This is a genomic window from Afipia sp. Root123D2, from assembly GCF_001425835.1.
GTDB lineage: Bacteria > Pseudomonadota > Alphaproteobacteria > Rhizobiales > Xanthobacteraceae > Afipia.
Genome location: NZ_LMDP01000001.1, coordinates 1,697,297 through 1,715,201 on the forward strand (window position 1 = coordinate 1,697,297; position 17,905 = coordinate 1,715,201).

Genomic DNA, 17,905 nt, shown 5'->3' on the forward strand with positions numbered 1-17,905 from the left:
CCGGCAACCTTAATTCGCGGTTATCATTAATCCAAACCGCCAGAGCCTAATCGAGGCGCTGCCACCTGCCGCGCTCATCGGCCTGCCAGTACGTGAGATCAAAGCCACGCGCCTTGCTGTCAGTCCATGCGGCACGTGCGGCCTGCCGGGCATCGTCGTCATCGCCGTTGAAGATCAGCACGACGCGTTCGTAGGCGGTGCAGTCGACCGGTAGCGGAGCGCCGTCGACAAGAAATCGCACCGACGAACTGTTCGGATTGTCGTCGTTCACCGTCAGCACGACCGGTTGATCGGCGGCATCGCCTTCACGCCAGGTTCCGTGCGGCAAAAAGGAATCGTCGCTATAGGTCCACAGGTGCGCATCGAGCGCGTCGGCCCGCTCCTCGGATCCCGCCTGCACCACGACGCGCCAGCCGCGTTCGAGCGACTTCTCAAGCAGCGGCGGCAACACGTTCTCAATCGACATGTTCTGCAGATGATAGAACAGGATTTCCGTCATCGCACCGCCCGTCATCCGACGCGGCCGGCGCAGGAGCGCCAGCCGCTGTTGGTTTTCATCGCTTCGCCTCGTAGTGATCGGCCACGAGCTGATCGAGCAGTCGCACGCCGTAACCCGAACCCCAGCTCGTGTTGATTTCCGTGGAAGGCGCACCCATCGCGGTACCGGCGATGTCGAGATGCGCCCACGGCGTCTCGTCAACGAAGCGCTGGAGGAATTGCGCCGCGGTGATCGAGCCGCCGTAGCGCGAGCCGGCGTTCTTCACGTCGGCAAATTTCGAATCCATCAGCTTGTCGTATTCCGGCCCCATCGGCAGGCGCCAGACCTTCTCGCCGGTCTCCTGCCCTGCTTCGAACAGGCGCTCCGCCAACTGGTCGTTGTTGGAGAACAGCCCGGCATGTTCGGTGCCAAGTGCCACCATGATCGCACCGGTCAGCGTCGCCAGATCGATCATGAATTTCGGCTTGTACTTCTGCGCCACATACCAAAGCACATCGGCCAGCACGAGACGGCCTTCGGCGTCGGTGTTGATGATCTCGATGGTCTGTCCTGACATCGAGGTAACGATGTCACCCGGCCGCTGGGCATTGCCGTCCGGCATGTTCTCGACGAGGCCGATAGCGCCGACGACATTCACCTTCGCCTTGCGCGCCGCCAGCGCATGCATCAGGCCGACGACGCAGGCCGCGCCGCCCATGTCGCCCTTCATGTCCTCCATGCTGCCCGACGGCTTGATGGAAATACCGCCGGTGTCGAAGCACACGCCCTTGCCGATGAACGACACCGGCTTGTCGCCGCGATTGCCGCCATTCCAGCGCATCACCACCATGCGGCCGTCATGGGCCGAGCCCTGCGAGACACCAAGCAGCGCGCCCATTTTCAGCTTTGTCATCGCCTTGACGTCGAGAATTTCAACCTGAACGCCGAGCTTGCGCAACTGCGCCGCGCGCTTGGCGAACTCCGCCGGATAGAGAACATTCGGGGGCTCATTGACGAGTTCGCGCGCGATCAGCACGCCGTCGACGACATGATTCGACGGCGCAAACGCCTTGCGCGCGGCGGCGACATCGGCAACCGCGATCGAAATCTGCGCCGCCAATGCCTTGTCGTCGTCCTTCTTCTTCGTCTTGTAGCGGTCGAACTTGTAAGCGCGCAGCCTGATTCCCGCCGCGATCGCAGCGACCTGATCCGGCTTCAGCGCACCGCCTGGCAATTCCGCAATGACGGTCACGGCATCGGTGCCAGCCTTGAGCCGTCCTACCGTCGTACCACCGATCTTGATGTACTCCTCTTCCTTCAGCGACCCGCTTTTACCGGTGCCGGCCACGATCAACCGCCCGACCTTGAGGCCTGCGGGAGCCAGAATATCCAGCGCCGACCCGCTCTTGCCCTTGAACTGGGCGGCGGCGGCAGCGCGCCTCACGGTCTCTGCAGCGGCGCCGAGCAGCTTGCGCGTCGCGGGGCCGAATTTCATCGATTCATCGGAAAAAACGACGAGGACACCGCGGGGCGTCGTTGAAAACGGGACGAAGCCGACCTTAACGGCGTCGGTCATGAGCAAATCCTCCAAAAACATCGCGGCATGCGCGGCAAAGGGAACAGAATCCCGGGCGGGATGGCCACTATGAACGCATCGTGCCGCTGCTGCAAAGCGCCGCACCGGCCGGACGCGCAAACGTGAATTCCCGGCCGGATTTCGTGGCTGCAAAGCCACGGCTGACGTTTTATTAACCACGCCCTGTGGGCATTTCTCCAACGGCCATTTTGTTGACCAATCAAAGGGATGCTATGAGGATAATCAATTCGCCGGCAACGTGCCGCCGCGCTCTTGGGGGATCCCTGACGGGATCTGAGTGAGGCAGTTCGTTTCCAGGCTCTCTGGCGCTGGGATATCGCTGACCGATGGGGTCCATCGACACCTATATTTTGCGGACGACCCTGATGTCGTTCGTGGTTGTGCTTATCAGTCTGACCGGCGTGATCTGGATCACGCAGGCGCTGCGCGGCATCGACCTCATGACCAGTCAGGGCCAGACCGTTCTGGTCTTTCTCGGCGTGACAGGGCTGGCGATTCCCCTCCTCGTTCTGATCATCGCGCCGATCGCCGCGGTCATTGCGGTTGCCCATACCCTGAGCAAGCTGGCGACCGATTCCGAAATCATCGTCATGAACGCCGCCGGAATGCGCCCGTGGCAGATATTTCGTCCGTTTCTCTACGCCACCATCGTGGTGTCGTTAGGTGTGACCTTTATCAGCGCATACCTCGCGCCGGACGGATTGCGACGGCTCAAGCGCTGGGACACTGAAATCACCGCCGATATCCTGTCCAACATTCTCCAGCCTGGCCGCTTCACGCAGCTCGACGCCAACCTGACGGTGCGCATCCGCGAACGCCGGCCGGGCGGCCAGCTGGTCGGCATCTTCGTCGACGATCGCCGCGATCCCAAAGAGCGCATCAGCATCATCGCCCAGCACGGGACCGTGTTGAAAAACGACAAGGGGTCGTTCCTTGTGCTGGAGGACGGCAACCTGCAGCGCTTCGAGGTCGGCAAACGCGATCCGGCTCTGGTGGCATTCGGGCGCTATGCCTTCGACATGTCCAAGTATGCCTCCTCGTCGAACCAGAATATCAGCTACACCGTGCGCGAACGCTTCCTGTGGGAGTTGATGTTCCCGCCAAAGGACGATCCCGTTTACAAAAAGCTGCCGGGCCAGTTTCGCGCCGAATTGCATGATCGGCTGCTCGCGCCGATCTATCCCTTTGTATTCGTCGCACTGACATTCGCATTCCTCGGCGCTCCACGCACGACGCGCCAGAGCCGCAGCTTCGCGATGACAAGCGCCGTTCTTGCAGTCACCATCGTGCGCATTGCCGGATTTGCCTGTTCCGTATTGGCGGTTTCCTCGCCCATCGCGGTGGTCGTTCAGTATTCGATGCTCGCGTTCGTCGCGGGCATCAGCGCCTGGATGATTGCTGGGGGCAAGGTCATAGACGCGCCTGTCTCGGTCATGGAAATCCTGACGCGATGGGCCGCACGCTTCAACCGCCCGCTGGCGACATCATGATGTGGTGGCGTCAATGATAGCGAACACGCTGGCGCGCTATTTCGCGAAACGATTCATCGTGGCGTCGGTCGCCGCGTTCCTTGGTATTTTCGTACTAATCGTGCTTGTCGATTACATCGAACTGATGCGGCGTACCGCAAACATCCCGTCGGCGTCGGCGCTTTTTGTTGCCGAGACCTCATTTTTTCGCGTGCCGCAATTGCTCGAACGAGTGATGCCGTTCTGCATCCTGATCGGCGCGATGTCCTGTTATCTGTCGTTGTCGCGAAGCCTCGAACTGGTAATCGCGCGCGCGGCCGGCATTTCGGCCTGGCAGTTCATCACCCCCGCTCTGTTGAGCGCCATGCTGCTCGGCGTCGCGGCGACGATGATTTACAATCCGCTGTCGGCCGCGATGCAGGAGCGCGCCAAGGAGATGGAGTCGGAGTTATTCTCCGGCCGCGCGTCCGGTTTGCAGGATGCCTCCGGTTTCTGGATCAATCAGTCGACGCCAGAGGGCCAGGCGATCATCAACGCTGCATCCAGTCAGGGCCAGGGCATGCGACTCGCCGGGCTGACCGTCTTCCAGTTCTTGCCGGATGGCACGTTCAAGGACCGAATCGAGGCTCGGGAAGCGACGCTGGAACCGGGGCGCTGGCACTTCAAGAAAGTTCGCCGGTACACCATGACCGATCCTCCGGTCGACGACGCGAGCTTCTATCTGAATACACCTCTGACCCCGGCACAAGTCCGGAACAGCTTTGCCACTCCCGAAACTGTGTCTTTTTGGCAACTGCCAGACTACATCAAGTCCTCTGCCGGGTCTGGTCTGGCGACAGCAGGCTATCGACTACAGTATCAAAAGCTGATCTCGCGCCCATTTCTATTGGCTGCGATGGTTATGCTTGCGGCCGCCGTCAGTTTACGATTCTTCAGGTTCGGCGGCGTACAGAAGATGGTTTTAAGTGGCGTGGGTGCAGGGTTTCTGCTCTATGTCCTGCAGAAAGTAACTGAGGATTTGAGCAAGGCCGAGTTGATGCACCCGCTCGCTGCCGCATGGCTGCCCGTTTGCGTGGGCGGCCTGACCGGTTTTTTAGCCTTGCTGTACCAGGAGGACGGGTAGTGGCCGTTGTCGCCGCCCTCCAAGGACGGACGCCTGCGTTCAGGCGGCGCAATCGCTTGCGCCGTTATCGCCTCGTCATGTCTGCTGTTCTGGTGCTCGGTGTTGCCGGTGTGTTCGCGGCCGCTTCGACCCCTGCGGCCGCCCAGACCTTCACCTATAATCCGCGCCCGACACCGAAAAAGCCGCCGAAAAATACCGCCGCCAAGGACGGGCAGATGCTCGTGCAGGCGCTTGAGGTCAATTACGACTACAACAACTCGCGCGTCGCCGCGGTCGGCAATGTTCAGATCTACTACAACGGATCGACGCTCGAAGCCGACAAGGTCACTTACGACCAGAAGACCAAGCGGCTGCACGCCGAGGGCAACGTTCGCATGACCGATGCGGACGGCAAGATCACCTACGCCAAGATGCTCGACCTCAGCGACGACTATCGCGACGGCTTTGTCGATTCGCTGCGGCTCGACACGCCGGACCAGACCCGGATGGCGGCAGCGCGCGCCGACCGCAGCAAAGGCGAAAGCACGGTATTCCAGAGCGGCGTCTATACGGCCTGCGCTGCCTGTAAGGACAATCCGAAGAAACCGCCGCTGTGGCAGGTCAAGGGCGCGCGCATCATCCACAACCAGACCGAGCGGATGCTCTATTTCGAGGATGCGACCCTCGAATTCTTCGGCATGCCGATCGCCTATATGCCCTATTTCTCGACGCCCGATCCGACTGTGAAGCGCAAGACCGGCTTCCTGATGCCGTGGGCCAGCAGCAACTCGGCGACGGGCATCGGCATCGAGACGCCATTCTATTGGGCGCTCGCCCCCAACTACGACCTGACCCTCACGCCGCGCTACACCACCAAGCAAGGCCTCCTGATGCAGGGCGATTTCCGTCATCGCCTGATCAACGGCGCCTATGAAATCCGCGCCTATGGCATCAGCCAGCAGGACCCGGGCGTATTCGCCGGTCAGGCCGGGGATCGCAAATTCCGTGGCGGCATCGATTCAAGCGGCCAGTTCGCGCTGAACGACAAATGGGTCTGGGGCTGGGATGCCGTCGCCGCCACCGACAATACGTTCTTCCGCGATTACAATCTGGCGGCATACAAGAACCCACTCGGCGCGTTCCTGCTGACGCCGACGGAAGGCACATCGCAGCTCTATCTGACCGGCGTCGGCAACCGCAGCTATTTTGACGCCCGCACGATCTATTATCTCGGCTACTCGGCCGCCGATATCCAGAGCCAGATTCCGATCGTTCATCCGGTGATCGACTACGCCAACGTCTTCAACCGGTCGCTGCTCGGCGGCGAGTTCAGCTACAAGGCGAACTTCACCAGCCTGAGCCGCGAAACCGCAGCGTTCGATCCGATCACGACGACGGCGGCCAACAACGGCTGGTGTTTGCCGACCAGCGCCGACCCGCGCGCCCGGACGCCCGGCAATTGCCTGCTGCGCGGCGTTGCCGGCAACTACACCCGGCTATCCGGCGAGGCCCAGTGGCGCCGCTCCTTCACCGATCCGTACGGCCAGATATTCACTCCCTTCGCATCGGTGCGCGCCGACCTGATTGACGCCAACATCCTCAATCAGCCGGGCGTCTCGAACTTCACGAACACCGGCGAGACCCAGGTTGCGCGGGTGATGCCGGCAGTTGGGCTCGAATATCGCTATCCGTTCATCAATGTGCAGCCGTGGGGCACGACCACTGTCGAACCGATCGCACAGGTCATCATCCGGCCGAACGAAACTCACGCCGGCACCCTGCCCAACGAAGACGCGCAAAGCCTGACGTTCGACGACACCAACTTGTTCAGCGTGAACAAGTTCTCGGGATGGGATCGCGTCGAAGGCGGTGGCCGCGCCAATGTCGGTATCCAGTCGACGACGCAATTCGATCACGGCGGGTCCATCAACGCCCTGTTCGGTCAGTCCTACCAGTTGTTCGGGATGAACTCCTACGCCGTGCAGGATCTGACGAATACGGGCATCAACACCGGCCTGGAGACCCCACGCTCCGATTACGTCGCCCGCCTCGCCTATTCACCGAACAGAATCTACAGCTTCACGACGCGCGCCAGGCTCGACGAAGACACGGCGGAAGTGAAGCGCTTCGAGGCCGAAGCTCGCGCCAATTTCGATCGCTGGTCGGTCAGCCTGCTGTATGGCAACTACGCCTCGCAGCCCGAGCTCGGCTTCCTGAACCGCCGTGAAGGCATTCTCGGGACCGGCTCGCTCAAGGTTGCGGCAAACTGGGTTGTCTCCGGCGGCCTGCGCTACGACCTCAGTGCCCAGAAGGTCAATCAGTACCTGATCGGTGCAGGCTATGTGGATGACTGCTTCATTCTGGCGGTCAATTACGTCACCGATTACGACTACACGACGATCGGTAATCTGCAGCCTGTCACCGATCATCGTGTGATGTTCCAGATCGGCTTGCGGACGATCGGCGGAACGGCAGTCTCCACCAGCGTTGGAACGGTGCAGTAGGCACAGACGCCGGCGCTGTCGCGCCGCGCGTTCGTGCCGATTGGCAAAATTGCAAGTTGGGGCGCCTAACTTCACGGACGACATGATGACAGCAAGATTTCTTTCTTCCCTGACCTCCGGCATCCCGCTCATGATCGCGGCGCTGATGTTCGTTGCCCAGCCGTCACCCGCTCAGGCCCAGGTTGTCGTTATGGTCAACGGCGAACCGATCACCGATCTCGATATTCAGCAGCGCTCGAAACTGATCGCGCTGACCATGCACAAATCGCCGTCGCGCAAAGAGGTGATCCAGGAACTGATCGACGACAAGATCAAGATCAAGGAAGCCAAAAAATTCACCATCGATCTCAGCGCATCGGACGTCGACAATGCTTACGCCGGCATGGGCGCACGGATGCGGCTCAGCCCCGATCAGCTCTCGAAGGTTCTGGAATCCAAGGGAATTCGCCCTGAAACCTTGAAGGCGCGCCTGAAGGCGGAAACCGCATGGAATGCACTGATCCGCGGGAGGTTTCAGCAAAGCCTGATGGTCGGCGAACAAGACGTCCGCTCGGCGATTCCAGAGAGCAACGGACAGCAGGCCGACAGCTTCGAATACCGGATGCGCCCGATCATGCTGGTAGTCGCGCGCGGCTCATCGGCGACGATTGAATCACGGCGCAGGGAAGCCGAAGCCTTGCGCAACCGGATTCAGAGCTGCGACGAAGCGCTGAGCATTTTCCGCACACTGCGCGATGCAGCCATCCGCGACCTCGTCGTCAAGACATCGGCCGACCTGCCGCCTGCCCTGCGTCAGGTGCTCGACAAAACTCCGATCGGCCATCTTACCGCTCCTGAAGTTACCAAGCAGGGCATCGAAATGGTTGCGCTGTGCGATCGCAAGCCGACCACGGCGGATGCGCCTGCGAAGAAGGAAGCCCGCGACAAGCTGTACGTCCAGAAATTCGAGGCCAAGTCGAAGGATTATCTGGAAGATCTCCGCAAGGGCGCGATGATCGAATATCGCCGATGAGGCGGCCAACCGTTGCGCGCCCGGCATGAGGCGCGCAACGGGATGAGACCTGAAAGCCGGACATGACATCGAAGCCCCTTGCTCTGACGATCGGCGAACCGGCAGGCATCGGGCCAGATATCGCGATTGCGGCCTGGGTGCGGCGGCAGGAGCTCGCGCTTCCACCTTTTTACCTGATCGGCGACGGCGCGTTTCTCGCGGCGCGCGCCAAAATCCTCGGCGTCAAACTGGCGCTTGCCAACGCACACCCCGCCGACGCCGTCGCGTTGTTCGCGGACGCACTGCCGGTTGTCGATGGCGGTCACGCGATCACCGCGCAGCCCGGCCAGCCGGACGACAGCAGCGCGCCAGCGGCGATCGCTTCGATCCGTCAGGCCGTCGCCGATGTCGTCGCCGGCCACGCCAGTGCGGTGGTCACCAACCCGATCGCCAAAAGCGTGCTTTTTCGCGCGGGCTTCATCCACCCGGGCCATACCGAATTCCTTGCCGAACTGTCGGCCGCCGGTGGCCCGGTGCCCCTTCCCGTGATGATGCTGTGGTCGCCTGAGCTGGCCGTGGTGCCTGTGACCATTCATTTGCCGCTGCGTGATGCCATCACGCACCTCACATCAGATCTGATTGCGAGGACAGCGCGGATCGTCGCGGCCGACCTGCGCGCGCGCTTCGGAATTGCGAAGCCGCGTCTTGCGATCTCCGGGCTCAATCCGCACGCTGGCGAAGACGGTTCGCTCGGCACTGAGGACCAAGCGATTATTGCCCCCGCCATTGCCACATTGCGCAACGAGGGCATCGATGTGCGAGGCCCGTTGCCCGCTGACACCATGTTTCATGCCGCCGCGCGTAAGAGCTACGACTGCGCGATCTGCATGTACCACGATCAGGCACTGATCCCGATCAAGACCATTGCTTTCGAAGACGGCGTCAACGTCACACTCGGCCTGCCGTTCATCCGCACATCGCCCGATCACGGCACCGCCTTCGACATCGCCGGCACCGGCAAGGCCAACCCGGCGAGCCTGATCGCGGCGCTGCGTCTCGCCGCCCGCATGGCGCAGGCGAAGCCGGCATAATGGCCCAGATCGACGATCTGCCGCCGCTGCGCGACGTCATCCAGCGTCACGATCTGTCTGCGCGTAAATCTCTCGGCCAGAACTTTCTGCTCGACCTCAACCTGACGGCGCGGATTGCACGTGCCGCGGGTCCGCTCGAAGACGCGACCATCGTTGAGATCGGTCCCGGCCCCGGTGGACTGACACGCGCGCTGCTGGCGCTCGGCGCCAGACGTGTGATCGCGGTCGAGCGCGACGAACGCGCCATTCCCGCGCTGGAGGAAATCGCGCAGCGTTATCCCGGCCGTCTTCATATCGCCAATGCCGACGCCATGACCTTCGACCCGCGTCCGCTGCTGAATGGGGAGCGCGCGAGGATCGTCGCCAACCTGCCCTACAACATCGCCACCGCGCTCCTAATCGACTGGCTGTGCGCGGAGCCATGGCCGCCGTGGTACGACATGATGGTGCTGATGTTTCAGCGCGAGGTTGCCGAACGTATCGTGGCGCGTGAGAATGATAACGCCTATGGCCGCCTCGGCGTGCTGTCGAACTGGCGCGCCGAAACCAAGATCCTGTTCGATATTGCGCCCAACGCATTCGTGCCGCCGCCCAAAGTGACATCGTCGGTGGTGCGCCTGATTCCGCGCGCTGCACCGGAGCCGTGCGAGCGCCGCGCGCTCGAGCAGGTCACCGCATCAGCCTTCAATCAGCGCAGGAAAATGCTGCGCCAAAGCCTCAAATCGCTCGGCGTAGATCCGGCGTTGCTCGCCGCCGCCGCCGGCATCGATCCGGTGCGACGCGCTGAAACCGTGCCAATCTCGGGCTTTGTTGCCATGGCGCGGGAATTGACGAATATAAGATCAGCCAAGTCATAGACGTTTTGAAGGAGAAAGGCCGAATGGCAAGAATGGTCCGTCAATCGCTGGTGAAGTTCGACGCGCCGCTGTGCGAAACGATCGTCGACACACCGAAGCCGCAAGGCAAGGAAGTGCTGGTGCGCATCGAGCGTTGCGGCCTGTGTCATTCCGATCTTCATATCCAGGACGGCTACGCCGACCTCGGGGGCGGCAAGAAGCTCGACACCACGCGCGGCATGACCCTGCCCTTCACGCTCGGCCACGAGATTGCAGGCGTCGTCGACGAGGTCGGCCCGGACGTCTCGAAGGACCTGATCGGCAAGAAGAAGGCCGTGTTCCCGTGGATCGGCTGCGGTCAATGCGCTGAATGTCTCAGCGGCGATGAAAACCTGTGCGCGAAACAGCGCTTCCTTGGCGTCTCGATCGACGGCGGCTTTGCCAGCCACGTACTGGTGCCGGATGCGAAATACCTGCTCGACTACGATCCGCTGCCTGTCAACATGGCTGCGACCCTGATGTGTTCGGGCGTCACCGCCTACGGCGCGCTCAAGCGCCTCGCCGATCGGCCACGCCAGCGTAATCTCCTGCTGATCGGCCTCGGCGGCGTTGGCATGATGGGACTTGCGTTCGCACCGGCCATGTTCAAGCAGCCGATTTCGGTTGCCGATCTCAGTGCGTCGGCCCGCGAGGCAGCACTCAAGAACGGCGCCTCGGTCGCCTACGACCCGTCGGAGGCCGACATCGTCAAGCGTATTCTTAAGGAAAGCGGCGGCGGCTTTGACGAGGTTGTCGATTTCGCCGGCAATGAAAAATCGATGGCGTTCGCCGTGTCGGTGCTGGCGCGCGGCGGCAAGATCGTCGTGTCCGGCCTGATGGGCGGCAACTTCAACCTGCCGATGGTGCAGTGGATCTACAAGCGCATGACCATCGAGGGTTTCATGGTCGGCACGCTGGAAGAAGCGCACGAACTGATGGCGCTGGCACGCGCTGGCAAGGTCAAGCCGACGCCGATCCGCGAAGAACCGATGGCTGACGTCCAGAAATGGATCGAGGAACTGCGCGCCGGCAAGGTGGTCGGCCGCATCATGCTGCGGAACTGATCGTACAACACACCGCCATATGTGCCTGGGTGAGGCGCGGGGCGAGAGCCCCGTGTCTCACCGCATGCTCGATATCCACTCACACAACCGCAAATAGCGACCAGCAACACTCTCTCGCTTGCTCGCAAAAGCACGCGCCCGAATTAAGCCTTACGCTGTCCGGATTTGCGGCGCATTGCCACCCAACTTGTCGCCGAAAACCCGACGCGGAAAGTATGCGTTGAGCGACATAGAGGGGCAGAATGCCGAACAAATCCATCATCACATCCGCCGCGGCCGTCGCGCTCAGTCTCCTTGCCGGCGCTGCCTTCGCTGCTCCCGAAGTCGCCGCTCAGCAAGGCGCTGCGGCAAGCACCGCCAACGACTGTCACGCCGCGCCGAAGGGCGTCGCTCCGCAAGGCGCGCATTGGTACTATCGGACTGACAGAGCGACCAAGAAGAAGTGCTGGTATCTCGCGGACGAAGTCGCCAAGAGCAAAAAAGCTGTGCCGGAAAAACCTTCGGCATCGGCCGAAGCCGATTCATCTCCTTCCGAGGCGACCCCTTCGCCGACAGCAGATGCCACCCCGCCGAACAAACCCGAGCGTTCCGACCGATCCATCGCTAATGCTCGCGCCGAAATTCCCGCTGACAAGAAGCAGGCTGAGCCGAAGCTTTCCACCGAAGACCAGAAGCTCGCTGAATCCGTCTGGCCGCCGATCACTGAACAGCCCGAACCAAACGCTGCGCCAAATCAACCAGCTGCATCCGACGGCACGGCCGCTTTCTCTTCACGCTGGCCCGATCAGGTGAGCACCGCTGCTTCGACCGATGCGCAGACCATGCTGGCGAGGAAGCAGGCTCAGAATGAGCAGGCCGCCGCGAAACCGCAGCAGCCGCGTCCTTCCACCGTTGGATTCGCAATCACCCCGGCGGCGCCCCAAGAGCAAGCACCAGAGAGTGCAGTCAGCACCCTCGGTCTCGGGCTGAGTGTGCTTGCGGGGCTGCTGGCACTTGCAGCCATCATCGGCCCGGCCATCCTGAGATACATCCGGCCACGGCAAATCGCGGAGCAGCGTCCGCGACGCGCGATCTGGGATCATGTCGACACCGACAATCCGCCCGCCCCGTGGGACGCCGAGCAGCCGACGCGCAACGACAACTTGCCGCGCGAGCTGCGTGACGTTGCTGATCGGGACGTAGACGCCCCGCAAGACGAGCTCGAGAAACTTCTCCAGCGGGTCAAGCGCTCGGCGGCCTGATCCGGCCACGACGCTACCGCGCGAGCAGCTTTTCCGCCTGGTCGACAATCCGCTGCACCACCTGAGCGGCGGGCTGGACTGCGTGGATGAGACCGATGCCCTCGCCGACGATCACCGCGGAGACATCGGTATCACCGGCATCGCGCGCTTTGGCGTAACGCGCGGCTTCCCGAGCGGCATTGCTGCGCAGCCCGTCGAAATCATCCGCCCACTGATCCGAGAACGCGTTGCGCAATGTGCGCATCGTCCATGGCTCCGGCCAGTCGATGCTGCGCGCAACGTCGAATACTGAACTACGCAAAGTGTCATCGCCGGTTGCCGCGACGGCCGCAGCCTTGACGTTCGGATGCAGCAGCGTTTCTTCCGAGGTCACAAAAGCCGTTCCGCATAGTACTCCGGCGGCACCCAGCATGAGCGCGGCAGCCAGCCCGCGCCCGTCGGCAACGCCGCCCGCCGCAACCACTGGGACAAGCCCGACAGCGTCAACCACTTCGGGCACCAGCGTGAATGTGCTGCGTATCGAACCGTGGCCACCGGCTTCGGTGCCTTGCGCAACGATGACATCGGCGCCCTCGTCGCGCGCCACTTTCGCATCGCGCAAGGTCTGGACCTGCGCTATCAGTGGAATCCCGGCCTGCTTGACCAACGGTGCGAACGGCCGCAGATCGCCGAACGACAGGAAGATCGCTTTCGGCGCATGGTCGAGCGCAAGCTTAAGCAGATCCGGCCGCTTCGCCATCGACCATGTGATGAAGCCGACGCCGACCGGCGTGTTGCCTGCCGCTGCGAGTTGCGATTTCAGCCAGTCACGATCGCCGTAGCCGCCGCCAATCACGCCAAGACCGCCCGCCCGCGTCACCGCAGCCGCCAGCGCACCGCCCGCAATGCCGGCCATTGGAGCGGACAATATCGGCGCGCGAAGATCGAACAGCTGGGTGAGTGCGGTGGAAATCATGAGACAACTCCGGTCGCGCGGATCCAGCGGAATAGCCGGATCCGAAAATCTATCCGCCGAGCTGGTTTTGCAGATCGCGGACAAAAGCCGACAAGCCGGTCTGGCGTTCGCGCTTGAGACGTTCGGCCTTGAGGATGGTTTCGACCTCCGCGAATGCCGTGGTTAGGTCATAGTTGGTGACAACGTAATCGTATTCGGCCCAGTGGCTGAGTTCGTGGCTGGCGCGATCCATCCGGCTGCGGATCACCGCGTCGGAATCCTGTGCACGGGTATGGAGACGCTTCTCAAGATCGGCTGCGGACGGCGGCAAGATGAAAACACTGACGACATCGGCGCGTGCCTTCTCGCGCAACTGTTGCGTACCCTGCCAATCGATATCGAACAACACGTCCTGCCCGGCAGCTAGTGCCGCTTCGACCGGCTGGCGCGGCGTACCGTAAAAATTGTCGAAGACAGGCGCGTGCTCCAATAACTCGTCAGCCTTCGCCATCTCGTCGAACTTCGCCTTGTCGATGAAATGATAGTGCTGACCGTCGACCTCGCCGGGCCGCTTCGCACGCGTCGTCACCGACACCGACATCCGCAGGCCTGCCATCTTTTTGATCAGCATGCCCGCCAGCGTCGATTTGCCGGCGCCCGACGGCGACGACAGCACGAACATCAGCCCGCGCCGCGCGGCTCCCGAACTGGTCTTTTCGCCCCCAGCCGTCATGCCCTACTCCAGATTCTGAACCTGCTCGCGAAACTGCTCGACCACGTTTTTCATCTCGAGACCGGTATTGGTCAGCTCGAGATCGTTGGACTTCGAGCAGCAGGTGTTGACCTCGCGGTTGAACTCCTGTGCGAGAAAATCGAGGCGGCGGCCGATCGCGCCGCCCTTGCCGAGCAGTTCGCGCGCCTGCATGACATGGGAGGCGATGCGGTCAAGCTCCTCGCGGATATCTGCCCTGGTCGCCATCATCAGCGCTTCCTGATTGAGCCGCTCGGAATCAAAACGGTCGGAAGCTTCGAGCAACGTCGCGATCTGTTCGGCGAGCCGCGCCCGGATTGCCTCCGGCTTGCGGCCGGGTGCAGCTTCCGCCCTTCCGGCCAGCCGTTCGATTTCATCGATGCGCTGGACGAGAATTTGCTTCAGTGAGGTGCCCTCACGCTTGCGCATGTCAACCAGGCTGTGCAGTGCCTGCTCGAAGGTTGCGGCGACGGCCACCTTCGCTGCCTGTATCTCCGCTTCGTCGCTCTCCGGCTCGGCCACCTCGATGACGCCCTTGACCGCAAGCAATCCGTCGACGCTCGGCGGCGCGGCGCTGATTTTCTTTGACAGGTCGCTGGCGACGCTCAGGATCGAGGCCAGAATCTCTTCGTTGATCCGGACCGACGAGACGATGCCGGTACGTTTGACGGTCAGGTTGGCATAGACGGTGCCACGCGACAGAACTTCAGTAGCGCGCTTGCGGGCGACCGGTTCGACCTCGTCCCATCCCGGCGGCAACCGCATCCGGAAATCGAGCCCCTTGGCGTTGACGGACTTCAATTCCCATTCGAACGAATAGGGTCCGCTGGTGCCATGGCTCCGCGCGAATCCGGTCATGCTCGACAACGCCATCGCGACTCCATCTCAGGCTGAATCATCAGGAAGATTCGCAGAACGCGAACCTTCCGGACAATAACGCGGTTTCAGCGGTGATGGATACCGGTTTTCCGGCCTGAATACAGGACCGCACCGTAGGAAATGATGGATGAACCTGCGGCGGGCTACTGCTTCGGTGCAGGCGCAACGACCAGTGGCACCGGGCCGTTCTTGGCGCGGCTGGGCACCCGCTTATGCCGCCCATGGGATGCCGGCGGCGTGTCCTCGGGCTTGGCTTCGGCATGGGCCGAACTTGCAGCAGACGACTTCGGCGAGCCGCCAGTGCGCGGCGATCCCTTCTTCGATCCGGCCGGCGCGCTGGGCGCTGCGGCCGGCGCGGCAGGCGCTGCCGGGGCTTCTTCAGGCTCCGAGGTATCGTTCTGCTGCTGGCGCTCCAGCGCGCGCAGTTTCACCACCGCCTTCTGGTGCTGATCGTAGCTCTCGGTGAAGGTATGACCGCCGGTGCCATCGGCGACGAAAAACAGGTCGCGGGTGCGTGCGGGATTGGCGGTGGCTTCGAGCGAGGCGCGTCCGGGATTGGCGATCGGCCCCGGCGGCAGCCCCTCGATCACATAGGTATTGTAGGGCGACGGCTGGGTGATCTCGCTGCGCTTGATCGGACGGCCGAGGGTCCCCTTGCCGCCGACTAGGCCATAGATGATCGTCGGATCGGACTGCAACTTGATCTTCTGGCGAAGCCGGTTGACGAATACAGCGGCGACGCGGCTGCGCTCATCCGCCCTGCCCGTTTCCTTCTCAACGATCGACGCCAGCGTCACCAGTTGCTCCGGCGAGCGGACCGGAAGATCGGGACTGCGGCGTTCCCATATCTCGGCCAGCACGCGCTTGTGCGCCTGCTGCATCCGCTGGATCACCTGATCGCGCGGGGTGCCGCGCGGAAACTTGTAGGTGTCCGGCAGCAGCGTTCCCTCGCGCGGAATCTCATGCGGCGTACCGGCGAAAATATCGTTCTCCTGAAGACGGGCAACGATCTGCTCGGATGTCAGCCCCTCCGGCACGGTGAACGAATGTTGCACCACCTTGCCTTCGACGATGGTGCCGATCACAGCGGCGAGACTTGCCTGTTTGGGAAACAGGAATTCGCCCGACTTCAGTTCGGAGCGCGCGCGCATCGCCAGCACGCTGCCGATGAAGGTCCACTTGTCAGCCTTGATAACGCCTTCGCGCTGAAGGATCTCGCCGATGTCGGCCATGCCGGCACGGGGCGGAATGTTGACGGTCTTGTCGGCCGTCAGCGGCCCCTTGGCGCTCAGAACCTGCTTGCCATAGACGTAAAGACCGCCCGCGCCGATGATGATCAGCAACAGCGCGGTGATGATCGCATTGCCCGCGACGACGAAGGGATTACGCGCCCGGTCCGAACGCCGCGGCGGCTGCGGAACCTGCTCAGGCTCGAGCGCGGCACGCGGGCTCCTCGGAGAAATCGGCGGTCTTTGACTCATGTTGCAACCTGAATTCCCGCCGGCCTGTCACCTGGAATGACGGCCGGCCCCGTTCACTGTTTCGCATGCATCGCAGTTAGCAATATGACTGAATCCGGCAATTCGGTGAAGTCTTACCGCTTGTTAATTCGCAACCCGCCTGACGATCAGCGACGCGTTGGTGCCGCCAAAACCGAACGAATTCGACAGCGCGACATTGATCTCCCGCTGCCTTGCCTTGTGCGGAACGAGATCGATCGCGGTCTCGACCGACGGATTATCCAGATTGATGGTCGGCGGTGCAACATTGTCGCGAATCGCCAGAATCGAGAAAATCGCCTCAATCGCACCGGCGGCGCCGAGCAGATGTCCGGTCGACGACTTTGTCGATGACATCGACACCTCGGAGGCGGCATTGCCGAGCAGCCGTTCCGCCGCCCCGAGTTCAATCTCGTCGCCCAGCGGCGTCGAGGTGCCGTGCGCGTTGATGTAATCGAGATCGGAGGCCGTGATGCCGGCACGCTTGATCGCGGCGGTCATGCAGCGGAACGCGCCGTTGCCGTCCTCGGCGGGCGCCGTAATGTGATAGGCGTCGCCGGTCAGGCCATAGCCGATCACCTCGGCGTAAATCTTGGCGCCGCGCTTTTTGGCGTGCTCGTATTCTTCCAGCACGACGACACCAGCACCCTCGCCCATCACGAAACCGTCGCGGTCCTTGTCGTAAGGACGCGACGCGATCGTCGGACGGTCGTTGTAACCTGTGGACATCGCGCGCAGCGCGCAGAACCCGCCCATCGCCAAACGATTGACCGCGGACTCCGCACCGCCCGCAACCATCACGTCGGCGTCGCCGAATGCGATCAGCCGGCTGGCGTCACCGATCGCATGTGCGCCCGTCGAACACGCGGTCACCACCGCGTGGTTTGGTCCCTTGAGACCGTGCTTGATCGAGACGTAACCCGAAGCGAGATTGATCAGGCGGCCCGGAATGAAAAATGGCGACAGCTTGCGCGGCCCGCGCTCCTTCAGGATGATCGCGGCTTCACCGATGCCTTCGACACCGCCGATGCCCGAACCGATCATCGTGCCGGTGGCGCAACGTTCATCCTCAGTCGACGGATGCCAGTTCGCATCGTCGAGCGCCTCGGTCGCCGCCGCCATCGCAAAGACGATGAAGTCGTCGACCTTGCGCTGCTCCTTCGGCTCCATCCACTGGTCAGGATTGAACGTGCCTTCGGTGCCGTCGCCGCGCGGAATCACGCAGGCGATCTGACAGGTCAGATCGGAAACATCAAAATGATCGATCTTGCGGGCGCCGCTATCGCCGTTGAGAATCCGCGCCCACGTCGTTTCGACGCCGCGCCCCAGTGGCGACACCATGCCAAGGCCCGTGACGACAACCCGTCTCATCTGGCGCACTCCGGCTCCGCATTGGCAGCGCTAAAACAGCAAGACGGCGGGCCGCTGTT

At 62.4% G+C, this 17,905-nt stretch carries 15 protein-coding genes; 8 read left to right on the forward strand and 7 right to left on the reverse strand.

Going from position 1 to position 17,905, the window contains the following annotated elements:
• Positions 1-46 precede the first annotated feature (46 nt).
• Together ASC80_RS08175 and ASC80_RS08180 are read right to left on the reverse strand one after the other, a co-directional pair.
• Entirely contained in the window at positions 47-499 is a 453-nt protein-coding gene (locus ASC80_RS08175) for a DNA polymerase III subunit chi (protein ID WP_056294872.1), read from the reverse strand.
• 55 nt (positions 500-554) lie between these two features.
• The gene (locus tag ASC80_RS08180) at positions 555-2,054 is read right to left on the reverse strand and encodes a leucyl aminopeptidase (RefSeq protein ID WP_056295817.1); all 1,500 of its coding nucleotides are present in this window, start codon (positions 2,052-2,054) and stop codon (positions 555-557) included.
• A 347-nt stretch (positions 2,055-2,401) separates the two neighbouring features.
• On the opposite strand from ASC80_RS08180, the gene lptF reads away from it, so the two are divergent.
• The 8 genes from lptF to ASC80_RS08220 all read left to right on the forward strand — a co-directional run bounded on the left by lptF (position 2,402) and on the right by ASC80_RS08220 (position 12,412).
• The gene (gene lptF, locus ASC80_RS08185) at positions 2,402-3,565 is read left to right on the forward strand and encodes an LPS export ABC transporter permease LptF (RefSeq protein ID WP_056294875.1); all 1,164 of its coding nucleotides are present in this window, start codon (positions 2,402-2,404) and stop codon (positions 3,563-3,565) included.
• 13 nt (positions 3,566-3,578) lie between these two features.
• On the forward strand, positions 3,579-4,667 hold the full coding sequence (gene lptG / locus ASC80_RS08190; RefSeq protein ID WP_056294879.1) for an LPS export ABC transporter permease LptG: 1,089 nt from the start codon (positions 3,579-3,581) through the stop codon (positions 4,665-4,667).
• 77 nt (positions 4,668-4,744) lie between these two features.
• Positions 4,745-7,150: an LPS-assembly protein LptD gene (locus tag ASC80_RS08195; RefSeq protein WP_244487206.1), complete on the forward strand. Its 2,406-nt coding sequence runs from the start codon at positions 4,745-4,747 to the stop codon at positions 7,148-7,150.
• A gap of 82 nt (positions 7,151-7,232) precedes the next feature.
• On the forward strand, positions 7,233-8,162 hold the full coding sequence (locus tag ASC80_RS08200; protein WP_056294885.1) for a peptidylprolyl isomerase: 930 nt from the start codon (positions 7,233-7,235) through the stop codon (positions 8,160-8,162).
• Positions 8,163-8,224: 62 nt separating this feature from the next.
• Positions 8,225-9,232, forward strand: coding sequence for a 4-hydroxythreonine-4-phosphate dehydrogenase PdxA (gene pdxA / locus ASC80_RS08205; RefSeq protein WP_056294888.1), 1,008 nt, complete (start codon positions 8,225-8,227; stop codon positions 9,230-9,232).
• On the forward strand, positions 9,232-10,089 hold the full coding sequence (rsmA, locus tag ASC80_RS08210) for a 16S rRNA (adenine(1518)-N(6)/adenine(1519)-N(6))-dimethyltransferase RsmA (RefSeq protein WP_056294891.1): 858 nt from the start codon (positions 9,232-9,234) through the stop codon (positions 10,087-10,089). Before pdxA ends, rsmA begins: the two co-directional genes overlap by 1 nt.
• Positions 10,090-10,112: 23 nt before the next feature.
• Positions 10,113-11,171 carry an alcohol dehydrogenase gene (locus ASC80_RS08215; protein WP_056294894.1) on the forward strand — a complete coding sequence of 353 codons (1,059 nt, stop codon included), beginning with the start codon at positions 10,113-10,115 and terminating at the stop codon, positions 11,169-11,171.
• A 242-nt stretch (positions 11,172-11,413) separates the two neighbouring features.
• Positions 11,414-12,412: a hypothetical protein gene (locus ASC80_RS08220; protein ID WP_056294898.1), complete on the forward strand. Its 999-nt coding sequence runs from the start codon at positions 11,414-11,416 to the stop codon at positions 12,410-12,412.
• Between the two features lie 13 nt (positions 12,413-12,425).
• Here the strand turns inward: ASC80_RS08220 and ASC80_RS08225 are convergent, their stop codons facing one another.
• From ASC80_RS08225 to fabF, 5 genes are all read right to left on the reverse strand, one after another.
• Complete coding sequence (locus ASC80_RS08225) at positions 12,426-13,367, reverse strand: NAD(P)H-dependent flavin oxidoreductase (RefSeq protein ID WP_056294901.1); 942 nt, start codon at positions 13,365-13,367, stop codon at positions 12,426-12,428.
• A 49-nt stretch (positions 13,368-13,416) separates the two neighbouring features.
• Positions 13,417-14,079 (reverse strand): guanylate kinase, encoded by a 663-nt coding sequence (gmk, locus tag ASC80_RS08230; protein WP_056294904.1) that lies wholly within the window; start codon positions 14,077-14,079, stop codon positions 13,417-13,419.
• A 3-nt stretch (positions 14,080-14,082) separates the two neighbouring features.
• The gene (locus ASC80_RS08235) at positions 14,083-14,970 is read right to left on the reverse strand and encodes a YicC/YloC family endoribonuclease (protein WP_056294907.1); all 888 of its coding nucleotides are present in this window, start codon (positions 14,968-14,970) and stop codon (positions 14,083-14,085) included.
• A gap of 149 nt (positions 14,971-15,119) precedes the next feature.
• The gene (mltG, locus tag ASC80_RS08240; protein WP_056294910.1) at positions 15,120-16,457 is read right to left on the reverse strand and encodes an endolytic transglycosylase MltG; all 1,338 of its coding nucleotides are present in this window, start codon (positions 16,455-16,457) and stop codon (positions 15,120-15,122) included.
• A gap of 123 nt (positions 16,458-16,580) precedes the next feature.
• Positions 16,581-17,846 carry a beta-ketoacyl-ACP synthase II gene (gene fabF, locus ASC80_RS08245; RefSeq protein WP_056294913.1) on the reverse strand — a complete coding sequence of 422 codons (1,266 nt, stop codon included), beginning with the start codon at positions 17,844-17,846 and terminating at the stop codon, positions 16,581-16,583.
• Between the last annotated feature and the right edge of the window lie 59 nt (positions 17,847-17,905).

What these genes read in the sequence shown, in the direction of transcription:
- ASC80_RS08175 (WP_056294872.1), bottom strand. Translation starts at nt 499, where the DNA reads ATGACGGAAATCCTGTTCTATCATCTGCAGAACATGTCGATTGAGAAC.
- ASC80_RS08180 (WP_056295817.1), bottom strand. Translation starts at nt 2,054, where the DNA reads ATGACCGACGCCGTTAAGGTCGGCTTCGTCCCGTTTTCAACGACGCCC.
- lptF (WP_056294875.1), top strand. Translation starts at nt 2,402, where the DNA reads ATGGGGTCCATCGACACCTATATTTTGCGGACGACCCTGATGTCGTTC.
- lptG (WP_056294879.1), top strand. Translation starts at nt 3,579, where the DNA reads ATGATAGCGAACACGCTGGCGCGCTATTTCGCGAAACGATTCATCGTG.
- ASC80_RS08195 (WP_244487206.1), top strand. Translation starts at nt 4,745, where the DNA reads ATGTCTGCTGTTCTGGTGCTCGGTGTTGCCGGTGTGTTCGCGGCCGCT.
- ASC80_RS08200 (WP_056294885.1), top strand. Translation starts at nt 7,233, where the DNA reads ATGATGACAGCAAGATTTCTTTCTTCCCTGACCTCCGGCATCCCGCTC.
- pdxA (WP_056294888.1), top strand. Translation starts at nt 8,225, where the DNA reads ATGACATCGAAGCCCCTTGCTCTGACGATCGGCGAACCGGCAGGCATC.
- rsmA (WP_056294891.1), top strand. Translation starts at nt 9,232, where the DNA reads ATGGCCCAGATCGACGATCTGCCGCCGCTGCGCGACGTCATCCAGCGT.
- ASC80_RS08215 (WP_056294894.1), top strand. Translation starts at nt 10,113, where the DNA reads ATGGCAAGAATGGTCCGTCAATCGCTGGTGAAGTTCGACGCGCCGCTG.
- ASC80_RS08220 (WP_056294898.1), top strand. Translation starts at nt 11,414, where the DNA reads ATGCCGAACAAATCCATCATCACATCCGCCGCGGCCGTCGCGCTCAGT.
- ASC80_RS08225 (WP_056294901.1), bottom strand. Translation starts at nt 13,367, where the DNA reads ATGATTTCCACCGCACTCACCCAGCTGTTCGATCTTCGCGCGCCGATA.
- gmk (WP_056294904.1), bottom strand. Translation starts at nt 14,079, where the DNA reads ATGACGGCTGGGGGCGAAAAGACCAGTTCGGGAGCCGCGCGGCGCGGG.
- ASC80_RS08235 (WP_056294907.1), bottom strand. Translation starts at nt 14,970, where the DNA reads ATGGCGTTGTCGAGCATGACCGGATTCGCGCGGAGCCATGGCACCAGC.
- mltG (WP_056294910.1), bottom strand. Translation starts at nt 16,457, where the DNA reads ATGAGTCAAAGACCGCCGATTTCTCCGAGGAGCCCGCGTGCCGCGCTC.
- fabF (WP_056294913.1), bottom strand. Translation starts at nt 17,846, where the DNA reads ATGAGACGGGTTGTCGTCACGGGCCTTGGCATGGTGTCGCCACTGGGG.